23 protein-coding genes are annotated in these 23,349 nt (G+C 61.4%); 4 read left to right on the top strand and 19 right to left on the bottom strand.

Annotated features, from left to right (window positions below):
• Positions 1-57 precede the first annotated feature (57 nt).
• Positions 58-1,020, top strand: coding sequence for a zinc-binding dehydrogenase (locus QMK50_RS06925; protein ID WP_095170307.1), 963 nt, complete (start codon positions 58-60; stop codon positions 1,018-1,020).
• A gap of 54 nt (positions 1,021-1,074) precedes the next feature.
• On the opposite strand, the gene QMK50_RS06920 is transcribed toward QMK50_RS06925, so the two are convergent.
• From QMK50_RS06920 to QMK50_RS06895, 6 genes are all read right to left on the bottom strand, one after another.
• Positions 1,075-1,728, bottom strand: coding sequence for an HAD family hydrolase (locus tag QMK50_RS06920; RefSeq protein WP_159997434.1), 654 nt, complete (start codon positions 1,726-1,728; stop codon positions 1,075-1,077).
• 34 nt (positions 1,729-1,762) lie between these two features.
• Positions 1,763-2,752, bottom strand: a complete 990-nt coding sequence (locus tag QMK50_RS06915) for an ABC transporter ATP-binding protein (RefSeq protein WP_159997432.1) — start codon at positions 2,750-2,752, stop codon at positions 1,763-1,765.
• Positions 2,749-3,549, bottom strand: coding sequence for an ABC transporter permease (locus QMK50_RS06910; RefSeq protein WP_159997430.1), 801 nt, complete (start codon positions 3,547-3,549; stop codon positions 2,749-2,751). The genes QMK50_RS06915 and QMK50_RS06910 overlap by 4 nt, the downstream gene beginning before the upstream one ends.
• On the bottom strand, positions 3,536-4,399 hold the full coding sequence (locus tag QMK50_RS06905) for an ABC transporter permease subunit (RefSeq protein WP_320332829.1): 864 nt from the start codon (positions 4,397-4,399) through the stop codon (positions 3,536-3,538). The genes QMK50_RS06910 and QMK50_RS06905 overlap by 14 nt, the downstream gene beginning before the upstream one ends.
• Positions 4,378-5,184: an alkaline phosphatase family protein gene (locus QMK50_RS06900; RefSeq protein ID WP_320332828.1), complete on the bottom strand. Its 807-nt coding sequence runs from the start codon at positions 5,182-5,184 to the stop codon at positions 4,378-4,380. The genes QMK50_RS06905 and QMK50_RS06900 overlap by 22 nt, the downstream gene beginning before the upstream one ends.
• 140 nt (positions 5,185-5,324) lie before the next feature.
• Complete coding sequence (locus QMK50_RS06895; protein ID WP_159997426.1) at positions 5,325-6,392, bottom strand: ABC transporter substrate-binding protein; 1,068 nt, start codon at positions 6,390-6,392, stop codon at positions 5,325-5,327.
• A gap of 362 nt (positions 6,393-6,754) precedes the next feature.
• Between QMK50_RS06895 and phnR the strand changes: the two genes are divergently transcribed.
• Positions 6,755-7,468 (top strand): phosphonate utilization transcriptional regulator PhnR, encoded by a 714-nt coding sequence (gene phnR, locus QMK50_RS06890; RefSeq protein ID WP_095170300.1) that lies wholly within the window; start codon positions 6,755-6,757, stop codon positions 7,466-7,468.
• An 876-nt stretch (positions 7,469-8,344) separates the two neighbouring features.
• Here phnR and QMK50_RS06885 read toward each other — a convergent pair.
• The 8 genes from QMK50_RS06885 to minC form a co-directional block, all read right to left on the bottom strand.
• Positions 8,345-10,501 carry a mechanosensitive ion channel family protein gene (locus QMK50_RS06885; protein ID WP_320332827.1) on the bottom strand — a complete coding sequence of 719 codons (2,157 nt, stop codon included), beginning with the start codon at positions 10,499-10,501 and terminating at the stop codon, positions 8,345-8,347.
• Positions 10,502-10,579: 78 nt separating this feature from the next.
• On the bottom strand, positions 10,580-10,756 hold the full coding sequence (locus QMK50_RS06880; RefSeq protein WP_174244590.1) for a hypothetical protein: 177 nt from the start codon (positions 10,754-10,756) through the stop codon (positions 10,580-10,582).
• Positions 10,757-10,875: 119 nt separating this feature from the next.
• On the bottom strand, positions 10,876-12,165 hold the full coding sequence (locus tag QMK50_RS06875; RefSeq protein ID WP_095167916.1) for a M18 family aminopeptidase: 1,290 nt from the start codon (positions 12,163-12,165) through the stop codon (positions 10,876-10,878).
• A 96-nt stretch (positions 12,166-12,261) separates the two neighbouring features.
• Positions 12,262-13,365, bottom strand: a complete 1,104-nt coding sequence (locus tag QMK50_RS06870) for a hypothetical protein (protein ID WP_320332826.1) — start codon at positions 13,363-13,365, stop codon at positions 12,262-12,264.
• Positions 13,366-13,419: 54 nt separating this feature from the next.
• The gene (locus QMK50_RS06865) at positions 13,420-14,055 is read right to left on the bottom strand and encodes an RluA family pseudouridine synthase (RefSeq protein WP_027620023.1); all 636 of its coding nucleotides are present in this window, start codon (positions 14,053-14,055) and stop codon (positions 13,420-13,422) included.
• A 91-nt stretch (positions 14,056-14,146) separates the two neighbouring features.
• Positions 14,147-14,401, bottom strand: coding sequence for a cell division topological specificity factor MinE (minE, locus tag QMK50_RS06860; RefSeq protein WP_095167919.1), 255 nt, complete (start codon positions 14,399-14,401; stop codon positions 14,147-14,149).
• Positions 14,401-15,213 (bottom strand): septum site-determining protein MinD, encoded by an 813-nt coding sequence (gene minD / locus QMK50_RS06855; protein WP_095167921.1) that lies wholly within the window; start codon positions 15,211-15,213, stop codon positions 14,401-14,403. Before minD ends, minE begins: the two co-directional genes overlap by 1 nt.
• A 199-nt stretch (positions 15,214-15,412) precedes the next feature.
• Positions 15,413-16,150 (bottom strand): septum site-determining protein MinC, encoded by a 738-nt coding sequence (gene minC / locus QMK50_RS06850; protein ID WP_095167923.1) that lies wholly within the window; start codon positions 16,148-16,150, stop codon positions 15,413-15,415.
• 121 nt (positions 16,151-16,271) lie between these two features.
• On the opposite strand from minC, the gene QMK50_RS06845 reads away from it, so the two are divergent.
• Both QMK50_RS06845 and QMK50_RS06840 read left to right on the top strand, forming a co-directional pair.
• Positions 16,272-17,204 (top strand): lipid A biosynthesis lauroyl acyltransferase, encoded by a 933-nt coding sequence (locus QMK50_RS06845; protein ID WP_159997418.1) that lies wholly within the window; start codon positions 16,272-16,274, stop codon positions 17,202-17,204.
• Positions 17,205-17,250: 46 nt separating this feature from the next.
• Complete coding sequence (locus tag QMK50_RS06840; RefSeq protein ID WP_095167926.1) at positions 17,251-18,420, top strand: patatin-like phospholipase family protein; 1,170 nt, start codon at positions 17,251-17,253, stop codon at positions 18,418-18,420.
• A 72-nt stretch (positions 18,421-18,492) separates the two neighbouring features.
• Here QMK50_RS06840 and QMK50_RS06835 read toward each other — a convergent pair whose 3' ends face one another.
• The 5 genes from QMK50_RS06835 to QMK50_RS06815 all read right to left on the bottom strand — a co-directional run bounded on the left by QMK50_RS06835 (position 18,493) and on the right by QMK50_RS06815 (position 23,336).
• Positions 18,493-19,278 carry an outer membrane protein OmpK gene (locus tag QMK50_RS06835; RefSeq protein ID WP_095167928.1) on the bottom strand — a complete coding sequence of 262 codons (786 nt, stop codon included), beginning with the start codon at positions 19,276-19,278 and terminating at the stop codon, positions 18,493-18,495.
• Positions 19,275-19,655 (bottom strand): hypothetical protein, encoded by a 381-nt coding sequence (locus tag QMK50_RS06830; RefSeq protein ID WP_143501178.1) that lies wholly within the window; start codon positions 19,653-19,655, stop codon positions 19,275-19,277. Before QMK50_RS06830 ends, QMK50_RS06835 begins: the two co-directional genes overlap by 4 nt.
• 1 nt (position 19,656) lies before the next feature.
• Positions 19,657-20,442: an outer membrane protein OmpK gene (locus QMK50_RS06825; RefSeq protein ID WP_095167929.1), complete on the bottom strand. Its 786-nt coding sequence runs from the start codon at positions 20,440-20,442 to the stop codon at positions 19,657-19,659.
• Between the two features lie 97 nt (positions 20,443-20,539).
• Entirely contained in the window at positions 20,540-21,898 is a 1,359-nt protein-coding gene (locus QMK50_RS06820) for a nucleobase:cation symporter-2 family protein (RefSeq protein WP_320332825.1), read from the bottom strand.
• Positions 21,899-22,037: 139 nt separating this feature from the next.
• The gene (locus tag QMK50_RS06815) at positions 22,038-23,336 is read right to left on the bottom strand and encodes a urate hydroxylase PuuD (protein WP_159997416.1); all 1,299 of its coding nucleotides are present in this window, start codon (positions 23,334-23,336) and stop codon (positions 22,038-22,040) included.
• Between the last annotated feature and the right edge of the window lie 13 nt (positions 23,337-23,349).

Below are 23,349 nucleotides of genomic sequence, written 5' to 3'. Positions count from 1 at the left end.
TGCAAAAAGCCCGGCGCTATAGCATCGGGCTCAGTCCAGACTCACTATGGAGGCACTGTGAAGGCATTGCAAGGCGTTGAGGGACATGTGGAGTGGGTTGAAGAGCCGGCTCCGGTCTGTGATGTGGGGCAAGTTCGCATCCGTGTTGCGGCCGCGGGGTTGAACCGGGCCGATCTGCTGCAGCGAGCGGGGCTCTATCCTGCGCCTGCGGGTGCCAGCCAGGTGCTGGGGCTGGAGTGCTCGGGGGTCATCAGCGAGGTGGGCCCGGGCTCGACCTGGCAGATCGGTGACCGGGTGTGCGCGCTGCTGGCCGGGGGCGGGATGGCCGAGGAGGTGGTGGTCGATGGTCGCCACGTCCTGCCGGTACCTGAGGGCTTGTCGTTGGTAGAAGCGGCGGCGCTTCCGGAGGTGTACAGCACTGCCTGGCTGAATCTGTTTCAACTGGCTGCGCTCAAGCCCGGGGAAAAAGTCTTGCTGCATGCCGGCGCCAGTGGCGTAGGGTCGGCGGCCATCCAGCTGTGCAAGGCGTTTGGCAACCCGTGCTGGGTCAGTGTCGGCTCGGCCGATCGGTTGGCCTATTGCGAAGCGCTGGGTGCCCAGGGCGGGGTGGTGCGCACCGATGGTCTGGAGGGATTGAGCGATCTGGGACCGTTCGATGTGATCCTCGACCCGGTCGGCGCCAACTACGCGGCGTTGAACCTGAAGGTGTTGGCTCGGGACGGACGCTGGGTGTTGATTGGCCTGATGGGCGGCCGTGATGCCAAGCTCGACCTGGCGCAAGTGCTGGCCAAGCGGATCCAGCTGTTGGGTTCGACCCTGCGCAGCCGCGACGAGCAGTTCAAGGCCGATCTGTTCAGCGATCTCAGCCAGCACGTCTGGCCATTGTTCGCCGAAGGCCGCTTGAGCCCGCAACTGGCCAAGACCTTCCCGATCAAGGATGCCGAGGCGGCGTTTGCCGAACTGGCGACCAATCAGGTGTCGGGCAAGCTGGTGTTGGTGATTGACGAGAGCCTGACCTGACGACATTGCACTGAAACGGTGGGAGCGAGCGCCCGCTCCCACACAGGTATTCGATTACTTCCAGTGGTGAATCGGCCAGCCGGCCTGTTGTGCATGCTCGCGCAGCACTGGGTCCGGGTTGACCACGTGGGGGAAGTCGACCTTGAGCAGCAAGGGCAGGTCGTTGCGGGAGTCGGAATAGAAACTCGCGCCCTCGAGATTTTCTTCTTCGGCGTCCAGCCATTCCAGCAGGCGGGTGATTTTGCCTTCGCGGTAGGTCAGGGTGCCGACGGTATGGCCGCTGTAGAAACCGTTGACCAGCTCCAGTTCGATACCCAGCACCTCATCGATGCCCAGGCGCTCGGCGATGGGCTTGACCAGGTGGGTGCCCGAGGCGGAAATCACCAGGATCCGGTCGCCGGCCTTGCGGTGGGCGGCGATGGTCTTGGTGGCATCGCTGAAAATGATCGGCTCGATAAAGTCTTCGACCCAGGGCCCTACAAGGTGCTCGACCTCTTGCGGGGTACGGCCGATCAAGGGTTCCAGGCTGAAGGCCATGAACTCTTCCATGGCCAGCTTGCCGTGGCTGTAGGCGTCCATCAGTTCGTTGTTGCGGCGCATGAACGACTCGCCGTCGACCCAGCCCAGGCGGGCCATCTGCTCACTCCAGAGGGTGGCGCAGTCACCGTGGATCAGGGTTTCGTCCAGATCAAAAATTGCCAGGGCCATCAGTGCTCTCTCTTCAGCTCATTCGTTGACATCATCAGGCGACCTCACACAGGGCGCTCGGATCAATGGACAGTGCCAGGCGTTGACCGTCGGCATGCAAGTCAGCCGCCGAACGGTTCAGTACATCCACCACCAACTCCACGCCGCGTGACTCGACCCGATAGCGAATCACGTTGCCCAGCAGGCTGTGGCTGCGGATCAGGGTATCGGGTTCGCCCGTGCGGCTCAGCACGATGGCCTCCGGGCGAATCGCGATGCGGCTGTTGATGGGACGTTGCAGCAGTTTACTGGCACTGGCGGCATCAAGCAGGTTGTAGTTGCCGATGAATCCGGCGGCAAACACATCCACTGGCGCAGTGTAGAGGGTCTCTGCGTCGCCACTTTGTACGATTTTCCCCTGGTTCATGAGGAATATTCGATCAGACATGGTCAGGGCCTCCTCCTGATCGTGAGTGACGAAAATAGTCGTCAGCCCCAGCTCACGCTGGATCTGGCGGATCTGTTCGCGCAGGTGCTTGCGAATCCGCGCATCCAGTGCCGACAGCGGCTCATCGAGCAGCAGCAGGCGTGGACGGGTGACCAGGGAGCGGGCCAGGGCCACGCGCTGGCATTGGCCGCCGGACAACTGGTGCGGATAACGCGCGGCAAAGTCAGTCAGCTCCACCAGTTGCAGTACTTCCTGTACGCGCTTGTGGCTGTCGTCGGCATTGACCTTTTGCATGCGCAAGCCGAAGGCGACGTTCTGTTCCACGGTCATGTTGGGGAACAGCGCATAGCTCTGGAACACCATGCCGATCCCACGTTTTTGTGGACTCAGGGGCACCAGGTCCTGGCCCTCGAGCAGGATCTTGCCGCCATCCACCGCGGTCAGCCCGGCAATGCAGCGCAGCAGGGTGGACTTGCCGCAACCCGAAGGGCCGAGCAGGGTGACGAACTCGCCCTTGTGGATTTCGCAGTTGATGTCGCTGAACACCGTGGTGCCGGAGTAGTTTTTTTGCAGGTGTTGGACGCTGACATAGCTCATTGGCTTTTGTCCTTGTTCAAGATATTGGCAGCCCAGGTCAGAACCAGCACAAAGAGGAAGTAGGAGATCACCAGCGCGCTGGTGAAGTGGCCACTGCTGTTACGCATGTTGTTGAGGTACACCTGCAGGGTTTCGTAGCGGGTGCCGACCAGGATGTTGGCGAATACAAACTCGCCAAACAGGAACGAGAACGACAGCAGCAACGCCACCATCAGGCCCTTGCGCAGGTTCGGCAGCACCACCAGGAACGCCGCCTGGAAGGTGCTGGCGCCGAGCAACTGGGCGGCGTCCATCAGGTCGCGCAGGTTGATTGCCTGCAGGTTGTTGGTGATTGCCCGGTACATGAACGGCAGCGCCACGGTGAAGTAGCAGCCCACCAGGATCCAGGGCGTACCGACCATGGCGAACGGTCCGGAACCGTAGAGCTGCAACAGGCCCACCGAGGACACCACCGGCGGCACCGCGAACGGCAGCAGGATCAGGATGTTCATCAGCGCATCGAGTTTCGGGAAGTGGTAGTGCACCACGAACAGCAGCGGCAGGATCAGCACCACCGACAGGATCAGCGCCCCGACGCAGACCAGCAGCGACTGGCCGAAGGCGTTGAGAAAACGCGGGTCGCTCCACAGTTGCAGGTACCACTTGAAGGTAAAGCCCGAGGGCAGGATGGTCGCCGACCAACTGCTGGAAATCGAGTAGATCAGAGTGCCAACCAGCGGCAGTAACAAGATGGCAAACAGCAGGTAGACCACCACGCGGTGATAAAGGGCCGCAGAGCCGGGTTCAGCGCGAGACATGGTAGCTCCTCTTCAACAGTAACTGATGGACCACGGTCACCACGGTCATCAAGGCCACCAGCACCACGGCCAGGGCACTGGCCAGATTCGGGTCCAGGGAAATGTCACCTGAAACCATCGCCGCGATGCGGATCGGCAACACGTTGAAGTTGCCGGTGGTCAGGGCGTACACCGTGGCGTAGGCGCCCAGGGCATTGGCCAGCAGGATCACGAAAGTGCCGAGCAGGGCTGGAGTCAGCACTGGCAGGCCAATGTGGCGCCAGTACTGCCAGCCGTTGGCCCCCAGCAACTCGGCGGATTCGCGCCAGTCTTCGCGCAGGGCGTCGAACGCCGGGTACAACAGCAGTACGCCCAGGGGAATCTGGAAGTAGGTATAGAGGATGATCAGCCCGGTTTTTGAGTACAGGTTGAAGTCATCGATGATCCCGGCCTGCTTGAGCATGATGGTGATGCTGCCGTTGAAGCCCAGCAGGATGATGAAGGCGAAGGCCAGGGGCACGCCGGAAAAGTTACTTGTCATGTTGGCGAAAGCGTTGACGAAGTTGCGCAACCTGGAGTCGACCCGACGCAGCGAGTAGGCGCCGAGGATGGCGATGACAATGCCGAACAGGCTGGAGTAGAAACTGATTTCCAGACTGTGCTGGATCGCTTGCAGGTAGAACCTGGAGCTGAAGATCTTGTTGAAGTTGGCCAGGCCCCAGCCGAACTCTTCCGATTGCAGGCTGTTGATCAGCACCCAGCACAGCGGGGCGATCTGGAACACGAAAAAGAAGATTGCAAAGGGCACCAGGCACAACGCTGCCAGCCATTTGCCGCGTGTGATGGCATTCACTTGAGCAACTCCCGGCATACAGGTTTGTCGTGGGGTATGCCGAGTAACTGGCACACCGTGCCGCACAGTTCGAGCTGCTTGGGAGCGGCATCGGGGTCGAGGCTGAAGGCATCGCCAATCACAAACAGCGGGACCTCCCGTTCCTCGGCCAGCAGACCATTGTGGGAGCGGTCGTTGTTCATGCCGTGGTCGGCGGTCACCAGCACCTGGTAACCGGCGTCGAGCCAGCCTTGCAGGTAGTCGGCCAGGATGATGTCGGCCGAGCGGGCACTGTTGCGGTACTGCGGGGTGTCGAGGCCGTGCTTGTGCCCGGCGTCGTCGATGTTCATCGGGTGCACCAGCAGAAAGTGCGGGGCATGTTGCAGGCGCAGGTGCTCGGCGTCGGCGAACAGGTGCGAATCCGGGTAATGGTCGGACCAATAGAAGTGGCCGTACTGGATCGGCAGTTCGGGCTCGGCGGTGTGGCGATCCCGGGCTGCGACGAAAGGGCTGCGGTTGTACAGCTCGCTGACCCAGTGATAGGCCGCGGCGGCGGTGGTCAGGCCGGCGTCACGGGCATAGTGATAAATGCTGCGCTGGTTGGACAGGCGCGCGACGTTGTTGTGGACGATGCCGCTGTCGATGGGCGTGACCCCGGTCAGGATCGTTTCGTAGAGCGGGCGCGATAGCGCAGGAAGCTCGCAGGTGAGTTTGTACAGGGCAGCTTTTTGCGCCTGTACATAGGCCTGCAAATGCCCCATGGCATGCCGCGCGACTTCGTAGTTGAGACCGTCGAGAACGACAAGGATGACGTTGTGACTCATGGCACTGAAACTCCGTACATCGGTAACTCGAAACATCGTAATTCGTTGTAGGAGCGAGCCTGCTCACGAGAACGGCCTGACACCCGAGAAGGTCTTCGAATGTCAGGTCGCCATCGCGAGCAGGCTCGCTCCTACGGGGGTTATTTCATTTCGACGATGACTTCTTCGTTCCACTTCTGTGGCAAGGCCTTGGAGGTTTTTTCCCAGGCGTCGGCGTCCTTGATCGGGGTCACGCCTTTGTACTGCTCGTTCGGCAGCAGCTTGGCCTGGATCTCGGCGGGCAGGGTCAGGTGTTCGGCGCGGATTGGCCGGGCGTTGCCTTTGGCCAGGTTGATCTGGCCCGCATCGCTGAAGATGTACTCACGGGTCAGCTTGGCGGCGTTGGGGTTCTTCGCGTATTTGTTGATGATCGTGGTGTAGCCGGAAATCACCGAGCCATCGGACGGGATCAGCACGGTGTAGTCATCCGGGTTAGCCATCTTGGCCTTGTAGCTCAAGCCGTTGAAGTCCCAGACCACGCCAACCTCGACCTCGCCTTTCTCCATGGTGGCAATGGTCGGGTTGGCCATCGACAGGCGACCCTGCTTGGCGATTTCGGCAAACAACAGCAGTGCTGGTTGCAGGTTCTTCTCGTCGCCGCCGTTGGCCAGGGCCGCTGCCAGTACACCGTTGGCAGCCTGGGCGGCGGTGCTCACGTCACCGATGGAAACCTTGTATTTGCCGGTCTTGAGGTCGGCCCACTTGGTCGGTGCAGGGGAGCCGTGCAGCAGCTTCTTGTTGACGATAAAGGCGATGGTGCCGGTGTAGGCCAGGGCCCAGTTGCCATCTTTATCCTTGGCCCAGGCCGGTACCTGGTCCCAGGTCGAAGGCTTGTAGGGTTGCACCACGCCTTGCTTGACCGCGATCGGGCCGAAGGCCGCTCCGACGTCGCCGATGTCGGCGCTGGCGTTGTCTTTTTCCGCGGCAAACTTGGCGATTTCCTGCGCCGAGCTCATGTCGGTATCGATGTGCTTGAGGCCGTAGGTCTTGGCCAGGTCTTCCCAGGTGCCTTTCCAGTTGGCCCAGTCATCGGGCATGCCGACACTGTTGACCGCGCCTTCCGCTCGCGCAGCGGCTTCCAGGGTTTTCAGATCGGTATCAGCAGCCATGGCGGCGGTGCACATGGCAATGGTCGAGCCTAACAGGGATGCCAGGAAAAGCTGTTTCATCGAAAGCTCCTTTGGGCGTATTCAACGCTGCGTTTTTATCGAACGTTTGCGGTTGGGTTGGTCTAGGTCAGCAATACCTGAGCCAATTTAGGTGGGCTGGATGACACTTTGATGTCGGCGGCCCCAGCCCAGGGCTTTTTTTCGCTTGCTAGGGGTGACAACGAGATAAGCGTAGACCATCGGGAGGAGGCCGGTTTACCGGGACTTGGCCGCACAATTGCAGTGCTTAGATGCTGCCGTTGGGCGGCTTTGTCATCGATCAGTCATATGTTGTGCCTAGGCTTGCACTAGCTTAGAGGAGGCGTTTTTTGGCGCACTCCGGCCCCGAAACAGTGCTGGTCTAGTCCAGAAAGGTAACCTTGATGCGTGAAGAGGCAACCCGCGCGGTGACAGCCATTGGCCAAGTCCTGCAAGAGCAGATCGACCACGGTCTGCTGGCGCCTGCCAGCAAGCTGCCGGCCGAGCGCAAGCTCAGTGAGCTGTTCGGCACCACACGCATTACCGTGCGTGAAGCGCTGTTGCAACTGGAGGCCCAAGGCCAGATTTATCGGGAGGAGCGCCGTGGCTGGTTCGTCTCGCCACCCCGGCTGGCTTACAACCTGATGCAGCGCAGTCACTTTCACGCCATGGTCAGTGCCCAGGGGCGGGAGCCGTCGACCGAGGTTATCTCGGCGCGTCTGCAGCCGGCGTCGGCAGCCGTGTGTGCCTGGCTGCAGCTGCCGGCGCTGTCGAGTGTGATCCAGATCTGCCGCGCTCGGCGTATTGATGGGCGACTGGTGCTGTATGTGGAGCACTACCTGAACCCGCAGTATTTCCCGGGGATTCTGCAGCTGGATCTGAATCAGTCGATTACCGAGTTGTATGCCCGGCATTACGATTTGCACTATGGGCGGGTGCGCTTCGAGATCGTGCCGACCTCACTGCCGGTGGATGCGGCGGCGGCCTTGCGGGTGTCGCTGGGCAGCCCGGGGTTGCGCATCGCCCGGGTCAACTACGATCAGCATCAGCGGCTGATCGATTGTGACCTGGAGTTCTGGCGGCATGATGCGATTCATGTCGGGGTGGATGTGGTCTAGCTGCCGCCACAATGTTGAATGTTCCGTTTCCATTGCGGTATCGGTATCTACATAACTGTGGTGCGACGTTGCATTTGTGGGCCTCTGGGGTGTTGGATCAGGCCGAGTACATATCCATTTCTTCGGTAACGGCCTCCTATGGTTCCGCCTGACGGCGGCTCACTTTTGAACAGCGCAAAAGTAAGCAAAACGCTCTTACCCCACCACTCGGTGCCTCGCTTAGGCTCGGCATGCCCGTACTCCGACATTGATTTGGGGGGCCGCCGCAATGGGCCATCCCTGGCCCAGTGCGGCTAAACCGGCGTCCTGCCGGTTTACCCCCAAATCAATATCGGATTCCGGCCAGCGTGGTTAACGGGGCGCCCAGGATCAAAAACAAAGCGAGGCGGCCTAAAAGCCGACCTGATCGCTAGGGCATGCGCGGTGTGGCTTCTACTTCCTCAGACGCTGACGAAGTCAGCAATCTTTTGATCTGGCTCTGGCTCTGGCTCTGGCTCTTTTTGGCTCTGGCTTTTGATCCTGGGCGCCCCGTTAACCACGCTGGCCGAACGCAGGCTTGAAGCCGTGGGTAACCCGGCAGGACGCCGGGTTAGCCGCCCCGCGCCATGGATGGCGCGTGGCGGCGGCCCACGGATTCAAGCCTGCGTGAGGGCACACCGAGCCTAAGCGAGGTGCCGAGTGGTGGGGCAAGAGCCTTTTGCTTACTTTTGGGCTCCTCCAAAAGTGAGCCGCTGTAAAAGCGGAACCATAGGAGGCCGTTACCGCAGAAATGGATATGTACTCGGCCGAATCCAACACCTCCGGTAGGCCCACAGGCCGCCACAAAGCTGTGTAGATACCTACGCCCATCGCGGGCTAGCGGCATGTCAGGCACCATCAATCCTTCTCGGTCCCCCCTCCCGGGGTAATCACCTGGACGCTCATGCGTGGCGTCGCCAGGTCCAGGCCGGCCTCGTCCATATGGCGCTTGAGCGACAGGTTGAACGCCCGTGACACTTCCCACTGCTTGATTGGTGCGGTCTTGAACCGGGCGCGCAGGATCGCACTACCAGACTCGAAACTCTCGACGCCCTGGATCTCCAGCGGCGACCAGATGTTACGGCGTTGCAGCGGATCGTTACGGATCTTCTGGCCGACGTCGCGCATCAGTTTGATCGCTTCGTCGATTTCCATGTTGTAGGGCACCGCCACGCGGAAGATGGCGTAGCCGAACTCGCGCGAGTAGTTCTTGATGCTTTTGATTTCGCTGAACGGGATGGTGTGGACGATGCCGTCGATGTCCCGCAGGCGTACGGTGCGGATGGTCAGGCCTTCGACAGTGCCCAGGTGGCCGCCGACGTCGACGTAGTCGTCGATGGCCAGGGAGTCCTCGATGATGATGAACAGCCCGGTGATCAGGTCGGCCACCAGCGACTGCGCACCAAAACCAATGGCCAGGCCGATGACACCGGCACCGGCGAGCAGCGGGGTGACGTTCATGCCCATGTTGGCCAGGGCGACGATCAGCGCGATGATGAAAATCGCCACGAACAGCACGTTGCGAATCAGCGGCATCATGGTCTGCGCGCGGGCATTGGCCAGGCCTTTGCGCGAGCGGGTGAGGGCGTGGTGCACGGCGGTGTCGCTGAGGATCCAGATCAACCAGGCGAAAATCAGGGTGCCGGCCAGGCTGAACAATTTGACGCTGACGTCATGGCCTTCGCCTTCGGTGAAGCGGATCAACGACATGCCCCAGACCCGCAGGCCCAGTTCGATGAACACCAGCCAGATCGCCAGGTGCACCAGGGTGTAGCAGAAGCTCTTGAGGCGTTCGGAGTACAGCGCGTGGCGCTTGGCCCCGCGTTGCGGTTTGAGGGAATGCCGGCGAACCAGGCCGTTGATGACCATGCACACCACCAGCAGCACGGTGCAGATCAGCGCCTGGCGCAGGGCGGTGCTGGTGTCGCCTGCCGAGACGAAGGTGGCAAACAGCGAGATACCCACCAGTACCAGGGCTGGCAGGTACCAGAAGGTACCGAGGATCTCGATCGTGTCGCTGAGGGCGCGGCGGGTCAGGCGTCGCGACAGCGGCTGGTTGCGGATCAGGTGCGCGATGGGACGGCGGAAACGCAGGATGAACAGGCCGGTAGACAGGGCGGCCAGTACATTGGCGACGGTGGCGGTGGCGTGGGCCAGGTGAATCCCCAGGCTGGCCACCAGCCTTGGGTCGTTCAAGGCTTCGCCGAATGCGGCAAAGCTGCCGATCAGCCACAGCGGGCGGAAGGCCTGGTGCCGCAGGATGTACAACGCGCGGTGGCGGTGCGGACCATCGAGCAGGGAAAAGGCAATCACGCAGACTGCCGAGAAGCAGGTCCCCACGACCAGTGCATAGGCCAGCACCATCGCCAGGTACTTGCCCAGGGAGGGCGGCAGGGCGTAGCTCATGTAGACGGTGATCACCAGGGCGATCAGCCAGGGCCCGAGCTTGCGCAGGGCGAAGCGCACCAGGTCCCAGGTCCGGGGATGTTGTGGCAGCTCTTCGGTCAGGCCGAAGCGCATGCGCAAGCGGTGGCTGAGCCAGATCAGGGCCGCGGCGAGCAGGCTCCAGAGCATCAGCACCACGGCAAAGCCAAAGATGATCGGCAGCCACTCGCTGGCCGGCAGCATCAGGCTGCTGAATTCTTCCTTGGCCTGGTCAAATTCGGCGCTCCAGCGGGTGATCGGGCTGTCGGCGCCGGTGAGTTGTTTTTCCAGGCTCGACAGGGTGCCGCCGATCAGGCCCAGCACGCCTTCTTCCGCGGGTGGCTGGGCCTTTTTCGTGGCGTCGCGCAGTTTTTTCAGGTCGGCCAGCAGCTTGGCCCGTTGCTGGTCGTTTTCCAGCGACTTGATCACTTCGTCCAGCGATTGCCCCAAGGGCTCGCTCGCCTGCGGCTGGGTTTTGCTGGAGCTGCCGAGCAGGCTCGGCAAGCCGACCGCCTGGGCCGACGCCATGGGCAGCAACAGCAGCAGGCAAATGAACAACGTGGACGGCAGGGCGAACAGGCGAGCAAACACTAGGCGGTCAACCTCAACAGGTGCAGGTTGACCGAGTGTACGAGCGGGGCAAAGCCAATGCGAGCGTGGCGGGTGCTTTTATTCGTTGAGCTTGGCGAGGATCTTGATGACCACGGTGGCGAGAATCACCAGCATGCCGATCCACATCGAGAACACGCCGGCGTTCTTGTCGCGAAAGTTGAAGCCGATGGCCAGCAGGATCATCCCCGACAGGATCGGAATGAGCATGGAGTTGAACAAAGACATCGAGATCATGGCGACAGCCTTAGAAAGGTACAGGTTTAAGTTTAGGTGGCTTTTGCGTCAACGGGCGTGATGAATGTCAACGCCAGGGCAATTCGCGGCGAGGGCACCAGCACCCTCGCCGTGACGGGTCATGGCAATTCGCGGCAGGCGTAGAACGCGCTCAGCACTTTGACCAGGTGCACCAGGTCGTGGCTGCCGCACAGTTCGCGGATCGAGTGCATGGCGAACGTCGGCAGGCCGATGTCCACGGTTCGCACGCCCAGGTGGCTGGCGGTGATCGGGCCGATGGTCGAGCCGCAACCCATGTCACTGCGCACCACGAAGCTCTGCACGGGTACTTCTTCGGCCATGCACAGGTGGCGGAAGAAACCGGCGGTTTCACTGTTGGTGGCGTAGCGCTGGTTGCTGTTGACCTTGATCACCGGGCCGGCATTGAGTTTCGGGCCATGGTTGGCGTCGTGCTTGTCGGCGTAGTTGGGGTGCACGCCGTGGGCATTGTCGGCCGAGATCAACAGGGATTTCTGGATGGTGCGCACGAACTCCTCACCTTCGGGCAGCAGGCGGCGCAGGGTCTGCTCCAGCATCGGGCCGTCGGCACCGCAGGCCGAGCAGGAGCCGACTTCTTCGTGGTCGTTGGCGACAAACACGCAGGTCTCGTCAGTCTCGGCGCTCAGCAGCGCTTGCAGGCCGGCGTAGCACGACAGCAGGTTGTCCAGGCGCGCACCGGCAATGAAATCGCCGTGCAGGCCAATCACCGCAGCACTTTGGGTGTCGTAGAAGCTCAACTCGTAGTCCAGCACCACGTCGGCGTTGAGGCCGTGTTCCAGGGCCAACTGGTTAGTGAGCACGGCGCGGAAATCGACGCGCTCGTCACCGGCAAATTGCGCGAGGATCGGCGGCAGTTCGGTCTGCGCGTTGATCGCCCAGCCCAGGTTGGCCTCACGGTTGAGGTGAATGGCCAGGTTGGGAATGGTGGCGATCGGCGCCTTGAAGTCGATCAACTGGCTTTCGACCTTGCCGTCGCGGCGGAAGGTCACGCGTCCGGCCAGCGACAGGTCGCGGTCGAACCAGGGGGCAAGCAGCGCGCCGCCATAGACTTCGACGCCCAGTTGCCAGAACCCCTGGCGTTGCAGTTCAGGTTGCGGTTTGACCCGCAGGCACGGGCTATCGGTATGGGCGCCGACCATGCGAATGCCGTCGTACAGCGGCGAGTTGCGGCCCAGCTTGATGGCCACGATCGAGGAGTCGTTACGGGTTACGTAGTAACGACCGTTGGCTTCGGTAGTCCAGGACTCGCGCTCGTCAAGGCGCTGATAGCCCGCCGCTTCCAGGCGCTGAACCAGGCTGGCAGTGGCATGAAAGGGGGTAGGGGAGGCCTTGAGGAAGTCGATCAGGCCTTGGTTCAACTCTTCGCGCATAAGTAGCTCCAGACAGCAGTGCCGCGAGTTTAACGTATTGGCCACACGCATTGGGCAAGTGCGTGTGGCGCACGGCAATCGACTCGCGACACGGGATCAATGTGCCAAACGCTTGCGCAGGTAGGCAATGATGGTTTGTTCGTCCGCCGATTTTGCCGGCTTGGGCAGGTGTTTCGGCCAGCGTCCCTGGTCGGGGCCGAAGAACTTCTTCCGCGTGCCTTCGTCCCAACGCAGAATCTCCCGCGAAGCCGACTCCCACCATTCATGACGACACACTTCGTAGTACGGGTGCTCGGGGGCGGCACTGCCATAGAGCAACGCACGGCCGACCTTTTTCACCGCACCACGCTTGTTGCGCAGCTTCCACTTGATGCGCAGGCGCTGCCACGGCGAGGGGATCGGTTTGCAGCGGGGCACCTCGGTGCACAGCGTGGGCAGTTCGGCGCGGAAGCGTTCGCCATGCAGGCTGAAGAAGTGCTTTTGCATGGCATGGAAAAAGCCCTTCTCGGCGAAGTAGTGGTAGATGTAGCGGTTGGCTTCATGCACCGGCTTGTCGCGCATGGCGAAGGACAGGGCGATCTGTTCGATGGTGTGGATATCGAACCCATCGCGGGTCCACTCGTCGATCAGCTCGATGCTGCGTTCAAGCAAGGGGCTATCGCCGTCGGTGACGCCACACAGGCCACTGTTGTACAGCTTGAAACCGTTGTCAGGCGTGACCCCGTGGGCTTGCAGGCAAGTGCCCAGCTTGAGGTAGTCCGCACGTTCGCATACGGTGCGCCAATCGTACTCGAAGCGATCCATCACGTACTGGCCGGGGCCAATGTGCTCGAACACCCGCAGGGGGGTGTCGAGGAACAGCGTGTCGGTGTCGACGAACAGGGTCTTGTGCGCCAGGGTCAGGCCGTAGGCAATGGCGCAGGCCTTGCGCCGGTGGTGATAGCCGTTGCTGCCCTGCCAGGCGGTCATGATCTCATCGCTCAGGGCGATGGTTTCGACCGGCCAGCCGGCGTAGTCCTGCGGGCGATCGGTGAGGACGCGGATGCACAGCGGCTCGGCCTTTTTCAGTTGGGCCAGCGCCGTGAGGATGCTGAACTTGGCTTCGCGCCGGTACACGTCCTTGTCGCCGTAGACCAGATAGAGCAACTGCTGCGGCGCTTTCTCAAGGGGCGTCGACGGTTGTGGGGAGTCAGGCGTCATCGGTCCAGGCGTCCTTCAGGTTTCGACGGGTTGCTTGAAAGGGCTTCAAGGCGCTCAAAAGGGTGCCGGGCACTCAAAGCGCAGGCGTTCACCACTTTGCGGGTGGGTAAAGCTCAGCATGCTGGCGTGCAGGCACAGCCGAGGATACGCCGCCAGGGCTTGGGGGTGGGCGTACAGCCCGTCGCCCAACAGCGGATGGCCGATGGAGAGCATGTGCACGCGCAATTGGTGCGAGCGACCGGTAATCGGCGTCAGCTCCACCCGGCACCAGTCACCACAGCGCTCCAGCACGCGCCAAAAGGTCAGCGCATGTTTGCCGAACTCGTGGTCGACCACGTGGCGTGGTTTGGTCGGTGGGTCGTAGCGCAGCGGCAGATCGATACTGCCGCTGTCCAGCTCCGGTTGGCCCCAGCACAGCGCCGTGTAGGCTTTTTCGGTTTCACGGTCGTGAAATTGCCGAGACAGTTCGCGATGGGTATCCGGGTCGCGGGCCAGCAGGATGATCCCCGAGGTTTCCCAGTCCAGGCGATGGACGATACGGGCTTCCGGGTAGCCGTTTTCCTGCAGGCGAGTAATCAGGCAGTCCTTGTTGTCGTCGGCGCGGCCAGGCACCGAGAGCAGCAGGGTAGGCTTGTTCACCACCAGGACGGCGGCGTCCTGGTGGAGGATGTGGATATTGGACAACGGCATTAAAACAGCCTCGTAACAAACGCCAACGGCGACTCAGGCCCCTCCAGCAAACCTGGGGGACCTGAGCCGCCGTGGCTCCAGCCGGATCGACTCAGCGATCTGGCAGGGTGATATTGAGTTCCAGAATCGAGCAGCTGCCCTGGTTTTCCAGTGCAACATGCACGTCGTCGGACCCGATATTGACGTACTTGCGGATCACCTCGACCAGTTCCTTTTGCAAGGCTGGCAGGTAGTCAGGGGTGCTGCGCTGGCCGCGTTCATGCGCCACGATGATCTGCAGACGCTCTTTCGCTACCGACGCGGTGCTGGTTTTTTTGCTGGCGCGAAAGAAGTCAAAAAGATTCATTATCTACCTCCAAAAAGGCGCTCGAAGAATCCCTTCTTCTCAACATCAAGGAACCGGTGTTCCACGGTTTTGCCCAACAGACGATCGACGGCATCGCTGTACGCCTTACCGGCGTCGCTCTGGTCGTCGAGAATCACTGGCACGCCTTGGTTGGAAGCCTTGAGTACGGCTTGCGACTCTGGAATCACGCCAAGCAGGGTGACGGCCAGAATCTCCTTGACGTCTTCGACGCCAAGCATTTCGCCGTTGCTGACGCGCTCAGGGTTGTAGCGAGTCAACAGCAGGTGTTCCTTGATCGGGTCTTCGCCGTTTTCGGCGCGTCGCGATTTGCTGGCCAGCAGGCCCAGCATGCGGTCCGAGTCACGTACCGAGGACACTTCCGGGTTGGTCACGACAATCGCTTCATCAGCGAAGTACATGGCCAGGTGGGCGCCTTTCTCGATGCCCGCCGGGGAGTCGCAGACCACGAATTCGAAATCTTCCTTGAGTGCCATCAGCACCTTTTCCACGCCTTCGACGGTCAGCGCGTCTTTGTCGCGGGTCTGACTGGCTGCCAGGACGTAGAGGTTCTCAAGGCGCTTGTCCTTGATCAGGGCCTGCTGCAGGTTGGCTTCGCCATTGACCACATTGACGAAGTCATACACTACGCGACGCTCGCAACCCATGATCAGGTCGAGGTTACGCAGGCCGACGTCGAAGTCGACGATGACTGTTTTGTGACCACGCAGAGCGAGGCCGGTACCGATAGCGGCGCTGGTGGTGGTCTTACCCACACCACCCTTGCCGGATGTAACCACGAGAATCTTGGCCAAGGTGTTTCACCCCTAAGGAAAAAGGACTTTTAGCCCCGAAAAACATCTCTTGAAAACTACTGCAGTCGGACAGCCTTGGCTGGAATCGGGCCTGGGGCAGGGTTTACCTCCGGTAAACACCGCTCTACGCCATTTTCCTACTTCGTTTGAGCCGTTTTCACTACGTTTTAGAGATGCTTGGAAAATGCGGCAGTATCCGTTAAAGCCGAATGATGTTCAACACGTCGCCCGACAGGCTGACTTGTACGCCGGCCCCCCAGAGCGGGTCGCGACGAAGATCTTCGGAAACCTTGTAATGACCGGCGATGGACAGCAGTTCAGCGCTCATTTGCTGGCAGAAAATCCGTGCTTTGGTGTCGCCTTTGACCCCGGCCAGCGCACGACCGCGCATCGGCCCGTATACATGGATGTTGCCATCGGCCAGAAGTTCCGCCCCCGGACTGACCGAGGACACCACCACCAGGTCGCTGCCCTGGGCGTAGATCTGCTGGCCGCCACGTACTGGCGAAGTGATGATGCGCGTCGGCTTGATGCTCGGCTCCGGTGGTTTTTCCGGTTTTTTGCGCACTTCCCCTTCCAGCGGTTCAAGGGCGCGCTCGCGGGCCCCCGACGGTGGCAACACCGGCAGGTCGACGGCGATGGCCGCGGCAATGTCCTCGATACGGCTGGCGCGGATGGCCAGGGTGCGCAGGCCATGGTGGCGGCACACGCGCATCAGGGCCGGCAGGTCCACCGAGCCTTCACTGGCCGGTAGCTTGTCCAGGGCCAGCACCAGCGGGGCGTTGCTGAAGAAATTAGGTGCCAGAGCTACCTTTGCAGCCAGCTGCCGGTCGAGGATTTCCAGGTCATTGCGGGCCAGCTCCAGCACCGTAATGGCGAGCATGCTGCCCTTCAACTGGAACACGGGATCTTGGTCTAGCAGTTCGGTTTGGCTCATGGTTGGCATACAACGGCTTGTCACTAAAAGTGCCGAGACTTATAACGAGAACGCCCGCAGCCCGCAAGCAGGGTCGAACCGATGTAGAATGCGCGACCTTGTTGTCCGTCCGGAATCGTTAATGGATCGCCCGCAATTTCGAGCTGCATTTCTTTCGCCACGTTTTTGGCCGCTATGGTGCGGTCTAGGGCTGCTGTGGCTGGTTGTCCAGTTGCCGTATTCGTGGCTGTTGCGCATTGGTCGTGTGCTGGGGGCCGGCATGTATCGGGTCGCCAGCGACCGTCGGCGCATCGCCAAACGTAACCTTGAGCTGTGTTTTCCCGAGAAAACTCCCGACGAACGCAAACGTCTGCTCAAGGAAAACTTCGCCTCCACCGGCATTGCCTTCTTTGAAATGGCCATGAGTTGGTGGTGGCCACGCGAGCGCCTGGCGCGCCTGTCCCATATCGAAGGCCTGGAGCATCTCAAGCAGGCCCAGCGCGATGGCCAGGGCGTGATCCTGATGGCCTTGCACTTCACCACCCTGGAAGTCGGCGCGGCGCTGCTAGGCCAGCAACATACCATCGATGGCATGTACCGCGAGCACAAGAACCCGCTATTCGATTTCATCCAGCGTCGTGGCCGCGAGCGGCATAACCTCGACTCCCTGGCGATCGAGCGCGAGGACGTGCGTGGCATGTTCAAGCTGCTGCGCGCAGGCCGGGCGATCTGGTATGCACCGGACCAGGACTACGGCGCCAAGCAAAGTATCTTTGTGCCGTTGTTTGGCATTCTCGCGGCCACGGTGCCGGCCACCAGCAAGTTTGCCAAGCTGGGCAAGGCGCTGGTGGTGCCGTTCACCCAGGAACGCCTGGCCGATGGCAGCGGTTACCGCCTGGTGATCCACCCGCCGTTCAGCGATTTCCCGGGGGCCAGCGACGAAGCCGACTGCATCCGCATCAACCAGTGGATCGAAAGCGCCGTCAGCGCCTGCCCCGAGCAGTACCTGTGGGCGCACCGGCGCTTCAAGAGCCGGCCGCCGGGCGAGCCGAAACTCTACGACAAGCGTGGTTGAGCCCGCGACGGCCTACCGTCAATAACCAGCACCAGGGAGTGTGGCGATGAGTTCGGCTGAACCGGTGACAGGCTTGATTCTTTCCGGCGGCGGGGCTCGGGCGGCGTACCAGGTAGGCGTATTGGCGGCCATCGCGCAACTGTTGCCGGCCGGCGCGGCCAATCCGTTCCCGGTAATCGTCGGCACCTCGGCTGGGGCAGTCAATGCGGTCAGCCTGGCCGCCGGGGCCATGGACTTCACGGCCGCCATCGAACGCCTGACCGCGTTCTGGCAGGGCTTTCGCAGCCATCAGGTGCTGCGCAGCGACTGGCCCGGTGTGATTAGCCAGGCCAGTCGTTTTGTCACCCACAGTCTGCTGGGGATCGGCGCCAAGGTGCCGGTGGCGCTGCTCAACAGCTCGCCCTTGAGTGATCTGCTCCACACCAGGCTGGACCTGTCGGGGATCGATCAGGCCATCGCGCAAAAACAACTGCACGCTGTGGCCGTCACCGCCTTTGGCTATGAATCCGGACAGGCGGTAACCTTTTATCAGGGCGGTCGCAGCATCGACCCCTGGCTGCGGCACCGGCGCATCGGCGTGCCGACCCGGTTGAGCGTCGAGCACCTGCTGGCCAGTTCGGCCATTCCCCTGTTGTTTGCACCCGTGAAAATCGGCAATGAGTACTTCGGCGACGGCGCGGTACGCCAGTCGGCGCCGATCAGCCCGGCGTTGCACCTGGGGGCGAGCCGGGTGCTGGTAGTGGGTGTCAGTGGCAACCCGCGCGGCGTCGATCCCGACACCTCCCTGCGCACCTACACCGGCCAGCAGCCGTCCTTGGCGCAGATCGGCGGGCACATGCTCAACAGCACCTTCATTGACAGCCTGGAAAGCGACATCGAGTTGTTGCAACGCCTGAACCAGTTCAGCCACTTGCTGCCCGATGGCACGCCAACCCGCGCCCTGGGTGTGGCACCGGTAGAGGTGTTGGTGATTGCGCCGAGCCAGCCGATCGACGAGATCGCCGCACGGCACCGCCAGGAATTGCCGGCGGCACTGCGCCTGTTCCTGCGCGGCCCGGGGGCAACCAAGACTAGCGGGGCAGGGGTGTTGAGTTACCTGCTGTTCGAGGCGGGATACTGCAGCGAGCTGATCGAACTCGGCCGGCGCGATGCCTTGGCCAAGCGGGAGGAGTTGTGTCGGTTTCTTGGGGTGCGGGAGCCGGTGATTCCGGCCTGACAGGCATCGCCCTTCACCCGCCTACGATGCGCGTTGGCGGGTGAAGGGTGATGCCGGTTGGTCAGTCCAAACTCAGAAGTGCACCTTGACCAGGAAGCTGGTCACGCTCTGATCGGTCTTGAAGCCCTGGCTGTCTTCAATCCCGTACTTGTTTTTCCAGTAGTCGTACTCGACACCGACGTACAACTGCTTCTCGCCCAGATTCAAGGCCTTGCCCAGGTCGTATTTGACCTGTGGGTTGAAGTGCAGGTTGGCGTGGTATTCGCCTTTGCTGTTGACGTCGTTGTCGACCACCCAGTCCATGAAACCGTCGATCAGCACATCGGAGCCGCCGACAGGGATGGTGTAGGACCACACAGGGGTGATCTGCCAGACATCGTCACCCGGACGGTCGCCTTCAGTGTGGCGGTTGTAGAAGTTCAGCTGGAAGTAGTCGAAGCCTGGAATGGCCAGGTCGAAGCCCGGACCGATCAGGTAGGACTCGGTGTCGTCTTCGCCAAACTCGTAGGTCATGGCCAGCAGCACGTCCTTGATTGGGCCAAACTCGAACTTCTGGTCGAAGATCTTGTTGAATGACAGGCGCGGCTGGAGCTCACCGTAGTGGGTGTTCTCACCGGCGAAGGCATCTTCTTTGCCGTTGTAGAAGATCTTGTCGATAAAGAAGAAGTTGTCGCCGTACTTCCAGGCGTCGGCGTGCTCGAAGGTCACGGTCTGCTGGATGCGCGGGTTGACTTGAAAGTCTTTGCCGTAGAGATAGGTCAGGCTGTTGTTCTGCCACTGCAGCAGATCGCCGGCCATGGCCTGGCCCCCTGCCAGCAAGGATCCGGCGAGCATCAGGCTAGTGCACGTACGTTTCATTCGGTTGCTCCCAAAGTAGGTGTTCCACGTTTTTTTTGACGGCGCTCTGGTGTGGCGCCTTTTTTCAGTGCTGCAAAAACCATCCAATCGGTCAGCTTTACAGCTCTTAGCAAGAGCTGGGCCAAGGCATTTAAAAAGGCAAAAAACGCCTGGTCGGCTGTTCGAAAACAGTCGATCAAGCGTCCATTGGGCTTTTGTCTGTCTAGCCTCGTGACCGTCCAGGGCCGGGATAAGTTGGCTTTCTGGTCAGGAATTAAATCCGGGCTTTTTTTTATACCGGATTCAGACGGCCGCGGAGAATACTGGCTCCCGCGCCACGGCTCAAGCGCCCCGCAACAGCGCACCGGTATCAAACCTGGGGCACCGTTGCGGGCCATTCTAGAAGTGCACCTTGATCAGCAGGCTGGCGGTGTTCTGGTTGGTGTCCAGATTGGCGTTGTCCTCGATGCCGTACTTGTTTTTCCAGTAGCTGTATTCGGCCCCGACGTAGATCTGTTTGGCCGGGCCATTGAGGGCCTTGCCCAGGTCGTACTTGATCTGCGGGTTGAGGTGCAGGTTGGCGTGATAGGTGCCGCGTGAGTTCTGGTCGTTGTCCACGACCCAGTCGAGGTAGCCGTCGATCAGCACGTCGGAGCGGCCGGCGGGAATGGTGTAGGACCAGGTCGGGGTGATCTGCCAGACCCCATCACCTGGGCGCGGCCCTTCGGTCTGGCGTCGGTAGAAGTTCAGGGTCACGTAGTTGAACCCGGGCACCGCCAGGTCGAAGCCGGGGCCAATCAGGTAGGCTTCGCTTTCGCCTTCGCCGTACTCATAGGTCATGGCCAGCAATACGTCCTTGATCGGACCTAATTGCAGTTTCTGGTCGAAGATCTTGCCTGCCGACAGGCGTGGGCTGAACTCGCCGTAAAAGCTGTGGGGGCCTTTGTTGGGGTCTTCCTTGCCGTTGTAGAAGATCTTGTCGACGAACAGAAAGGTGTCGCCGTACTTCCAGCGGTCAGCGTGCTCGAAGGTCACGGTCTGCTGGATCGATGGGTTGATCGCGAAATTCTTGCCGTACAGGTAGCTCAGGCTGTTGGTTTGCCACAGCAGCAGGTCGCCGGCCATGGCCTGGCTCGCGGCCAACAGGCTGGTGCCCAACAGTAGGCTTGTGTGTGTACGAATCATCTGTTGCTCCCTTTTTGTTTTTATTTTTGCTCTTGCAGGCAGCCGCCAACCCTGTAGGCGCTGGCAGCCAGCGCCTACAGGGGATGTTGCGTTTGCATCAGTGCGGGTGAGCGGCGCAATCGTTGATGGCAGCCCGTTCGCTGCCACCCAGGATGTTGAACAACAGGTTCAGCGTCAGCGCGCTGAGGGTGGCCATGGCAATGCCGCTGTGGGTGATCGGGCTCATCCACAGCGGCAGGTGGGCGAAGAATTCCGGCCGGACCACCGGGATCAGGCCCATGCCGATACTCACCGCGACCAGCAATTGATTGCGCCGGTCGGCGATGTCGGCTTCCTGGAGGATCTTGATCCCGGTGGCCGCGACCATGCCGAACATGGCGATGGCCGCGCCGCCCAGCACTGCCGGCGGGATCGAGGCCACCAGGAACGCGGCCTTGGGCAGCAGGCTCAGGAGGATCAGCAACCCCCCAGCAACGATGGTGACGGAGCGGCAACGCACGCCAGTCATCTGCACCAGGCCAATGTTCTGGGCAAACGAGGAGTGGGTGAAGGTGTTGAGGAAGCCGGCGAAGAACGAGGCGCCGGCATCACACAGCAAGCCGCGACGTAGCATGCGCGGGCAGACTTCCTGGCCGGTGATCTTGCCCAGCGCCAGGAACATCCCGGTGGACTCGACGAAGATGATCACCACCACCAGGCACATCGACAGGATTGGCGCCAATTCAAACTTGGGCATGCCGAAGTGCAGCGGCGTGACGATCTGCAGCCAGGGCGCCTGGGTCATGCCGCTGAGGTCGACCATGCCCAAAAGGCCACAGAGGATGTAGCCCAGGGTCATGCCGATCAGCACCGAAATGTTGACCCAGAACCCGCGCATGAAGCGGTGTACCAACAAGATGGTGCCCAGCACCAGGGCGGCGATGCTGAGGTAGATGGGGGAACCGAATTGTGCGGCGGAACTGCCGCCGCCTGCCCAGTTCACCGCGACGGGGAACAGTGACAAACCGATCGAAGTGATGACGGTACCGGTCACCAAAGGCGGGAAGAAACGCACCACCTTGGACATGAACGGTGCGATCAGCATGCCGAAGAACCCTGCGGCAATGGTCGCGCCGAAGATGCCTTGCAGGCCGATGCCGGGCATGCCGGCCATGGCCACCATGCTGCCGACAGCCGCGAAGCTGGCGCCCATCATCACCGGCATGCGAATGCCCATGGGGCCGATGCCCATTGACTGGACGATGGTGGCGATCCCGGCGACCAGCAGGTCGGCATTGATCAGAAAGGCGATTTCTTCACGACTCAGGCCAGCGGCCTGTCCGATGATCAACGGCACGGCGATGGCGCCGCCGTACATCAACAGAACGTGTTGCAGACCTACCAGGATCAGTTGCAACAACGGCAGGCGCGCGATAGCGGGTGCGTCGGGGATGCGCGCTTCGGATGACACGGACATGCAACACCTCGGATCTTTTTATTCTTGTGATTTTGTGCAGCAGGGAGGACCGCGATGCGGCCAATCGCTGGCAAGCCAGCTCCCACAGGATTCAGGTGATCCTTGTGGGAGCTGGCTTGCCAGCGATGCTTTTCGCTACTTAATTGGTCTGGGCTCCCTGCACGATCCAGGCGCCGATCAGGTCACGTTCCTGCTGGGTCATCTGGGTGATGTTGCCCAGTGGCATGATCTGCGTGGTGACTGCCTGGGCTTGAATGCGCGGGGCGTTCTGGCGGATCTGCTCGGGGGTGTCGAACATCACGCCGCCCGGGGCGGCACTGAACAGCGGGCTGGTGGGCTTGGCCGAGTGACAGACCGCGCAGCGTTCCTGGATCACACTGTGCACCTTGTCAAAGCCAGGACCGGTATTGGCTGCCTGGGCCGGGGCTGCAGGAGCAGCGGCTGGCGTGGCCTCAGCCGGTTTCGCACCACCGCCGACGGCGGTTTCCGGCAGCGGCTGGTACTGGATCTGCGCGGGGGCCTTGGCCACTTCCGGGCTGGTCATCGGCGCGGGGCCGGTAACGTACGCCAGGCTGATCATGCCTACGGCCGCGACTGGCAGGGTCCAGGCGAACTTGTGGCTGTCGTGGCGGGTGTTGAAGTAGTGACGCACCAACACCGCCAGTACCGCGATCCCGGCCAGGATCAACCAGTTGTACTGGCTGCCGTAGGTGCTCGGGAAGTGGTTGCTGATCATGATGAACAGCACAGGCAAGGTGAAGTAGTTGTTGTGTCGCGAACGCAGCAGGCCCTTGGCCGGCAGGGCCGGGTCCGGGGTGCGGTTCTCGGCGATCGCCGCCACCAGTGCCCGTTGTGCCGGCATGATGATGCGGAACACGTTACCGACCATGATGGTGCCGATGATGGCGCCCACGTGCAGGTAAGCACCCCGGCCGCTGAACACTTTGCTGAAGCCGTAGGCCGCGCCGATGATCAGGACGAACAGGATGAAACCCAGCAGGGCAGGGCGTTTGCCCAGGGCCGAGTCGCACAGGAAGGAGTAGATGAACCAGCCGGCGAACAGCGAACCGATGCCCAGCAGAACCCCTTCAGGGCCGCTCAGGCTGCTGCCAGGTGCCAACAGGTACAGGGTCGGGTTGGAGTAGAACACCACGCACAGCAGCGCGATCCCCGACAACCAAGTGAAGTAGGCCTCCCACTTGAACCAGTGCAGGTTGTCCGGCATGGTCGGTGGAGCCAGTTTGTATTTCTCCAGGTGGTAGATCCCGCCACCGTGAATCGCCCAGAGATCGCCCGCCAGACCGTTCTTCGGGTTGACCCGATTGAGGTTGTTTTCCAGCCAGACAAAATAGAACGACGCGCCGATCCAGGCGACGCCAGTGATCATGTGAACCCAGCGCACGCTCAGGTTCAGCCATTCGAACAGATGTGCTTCCACAGTCTTTACCTCT

This window comes from Pseudomonas sp. P5_152 (assembly GCF_033989915.1).
Classification (GTDB): Bacteria; Pseudomonadota; Gammaproteobacteria; order Pseudomonadales; family Pseudomonadaceae; genus Aquipseudomonas.
The sequence above is the reverse complement of the archived record's forward strand: the minus strand, read 5'-3'. Positions and strand labels throughout refer to the sequence as shown.

Excerpts from the sequence above, each read along its gene's own strand:
- QMK50_RS06920 (WP_159997434.1), bottom strand. The coding sequence starts at position 1,728 with ATGGCCCTGGCAATTTTTGATCTGGACGAAACCCTGATCCACGGTGAC.
- QMK50_RS06915 (WP_159997432.1), bottom strand. The coding sequence starts at position 2,752 with ATGAGCTATGTCAGCGTCCAACACCTGCAAAAAAACTACTCCGGCACC.
- QMK50_RS06910 (WP_159997430.1), bottom strand. The coding sequence starts at position 3,549 with ATGTCTCGCGCTGAACCCGGCTCTGCGGCCCTTTATCACCGCGTGGTG.
- QMK50_RS06905 (WP_320332829.1), bottom strand. The coding sequence starts at position 4,399 with ATGCCGGGAGTTGCTCAAGTGAATGCCATCACACGCGGCAAATGGCTG.
- QMK50_RS06900 (WP_320332828.1), bottom strand. The coding sequence starts at position 5,184 with ATGAGTCACAACGTCATCCTTGTCGTTCTCGACGGTCTCAACTACGAA.
- QMK50_RS06895 (WP_159997426.1), bottom strand. The coding sequence starts at position 6,392 with ATGAAACAGCTTTTCCTGGCATCCCTGTTAGGCTCGACCATTGCCATG.
- phnR (WP_095170300.1), top strand. The coding sequence starts at position 6,755 with ATGCGTGAAGAGGCAACCCGCGCGGTGACAGCCATTGGCCAAGTCCTG.
- QMK50_RS06880 (WP_174244590.1), bottom strand. The coding sequence starts at position 10,756 with ATGATCTCGATGTCTTTGTTCAACTCCATGCTCATTCCGATCCTGTCG.
- QMK50_RS06875 (WP_095167916.1), bottom strand. The coding sequence starts at position 12,165 with ATGCGCGAAGAGTTGAACCAAGGCCTGATCGACTTCCTCAAGGCCTCC.
- QMK50_RS06870 (WP_320332826.1), bottom strand. The coding sequence starts at position 13,365 with ATGACGCCTGACTCCCCACAACCGTCGACGCCCCTTGAGAAAGCGCCG.
- QMK50_RS06865 (WP_027620023.1), bottom strand. The coding sequence starts at position 14,055 with ATGCCGTTGTCCAATATCCACATCCTCCACCAGGACGCCGCCGTCCTG.
- minE (WP_095167919.1), bottom strand. The coding sequence starts at position 14,401 with ATGAATCTTTTTGACTTCTTTCGCGCCAGCAAAAAAACCAGCACCGCG.
- minC (WP_095167923.1), bottom strand. The coding sequence starts at position 16,150 with ATGAGCCAAACCGAACTGCTAGACCAAGATCCCGTGTTCCAGTTGAAG.
- QMK50_RS06845 (WP_159997418.1), top strand. The coding sequence starts at position 16,272 with ATGGATCGCCCGCAATTTCGAGCTGCATTTCTTTCGCCACGTTTTTGG.
- QMK50_RS06840 (WP_095167926.1), top strand. The coding sequence starts at position 17,251 with ATGAGTTCGGCTGAACCGGTGACAGGCTTGATTCTTTCCGGCGGCGGG.
- QMK50_RS06835 (WP_095167928.1), bottom strand. The coding sequence starts at position 19,278 with ATGAAACGTACGTGCACTAGCCTGATGCTCGCCGGATCCTTGCTGGCA.
- QMK50_RS06830 (WP_143501178.1), bottom strand. The coding sequence starts at position 19,655 with ATGGCCCGCAACGGTGCCCCAGGTTTGATACCGGTGCGCTGTTGCGGG.
- QMK50_RS06825 (WP_095167929.1), bottom strand. The coding sequence starts at position 20,442 with ATGATTCGTACACACACAAGCCTACTGTTGGGCACCAGCCTGTTGGCC.
- QMK50_RS06820 (WP_320332825.1), bottom strand. The coding sequence starts at position 21,898 with ATGTCCGTGTCATCCGAAGCGCGCATCCCCGACGCACCCGCTATCGCG.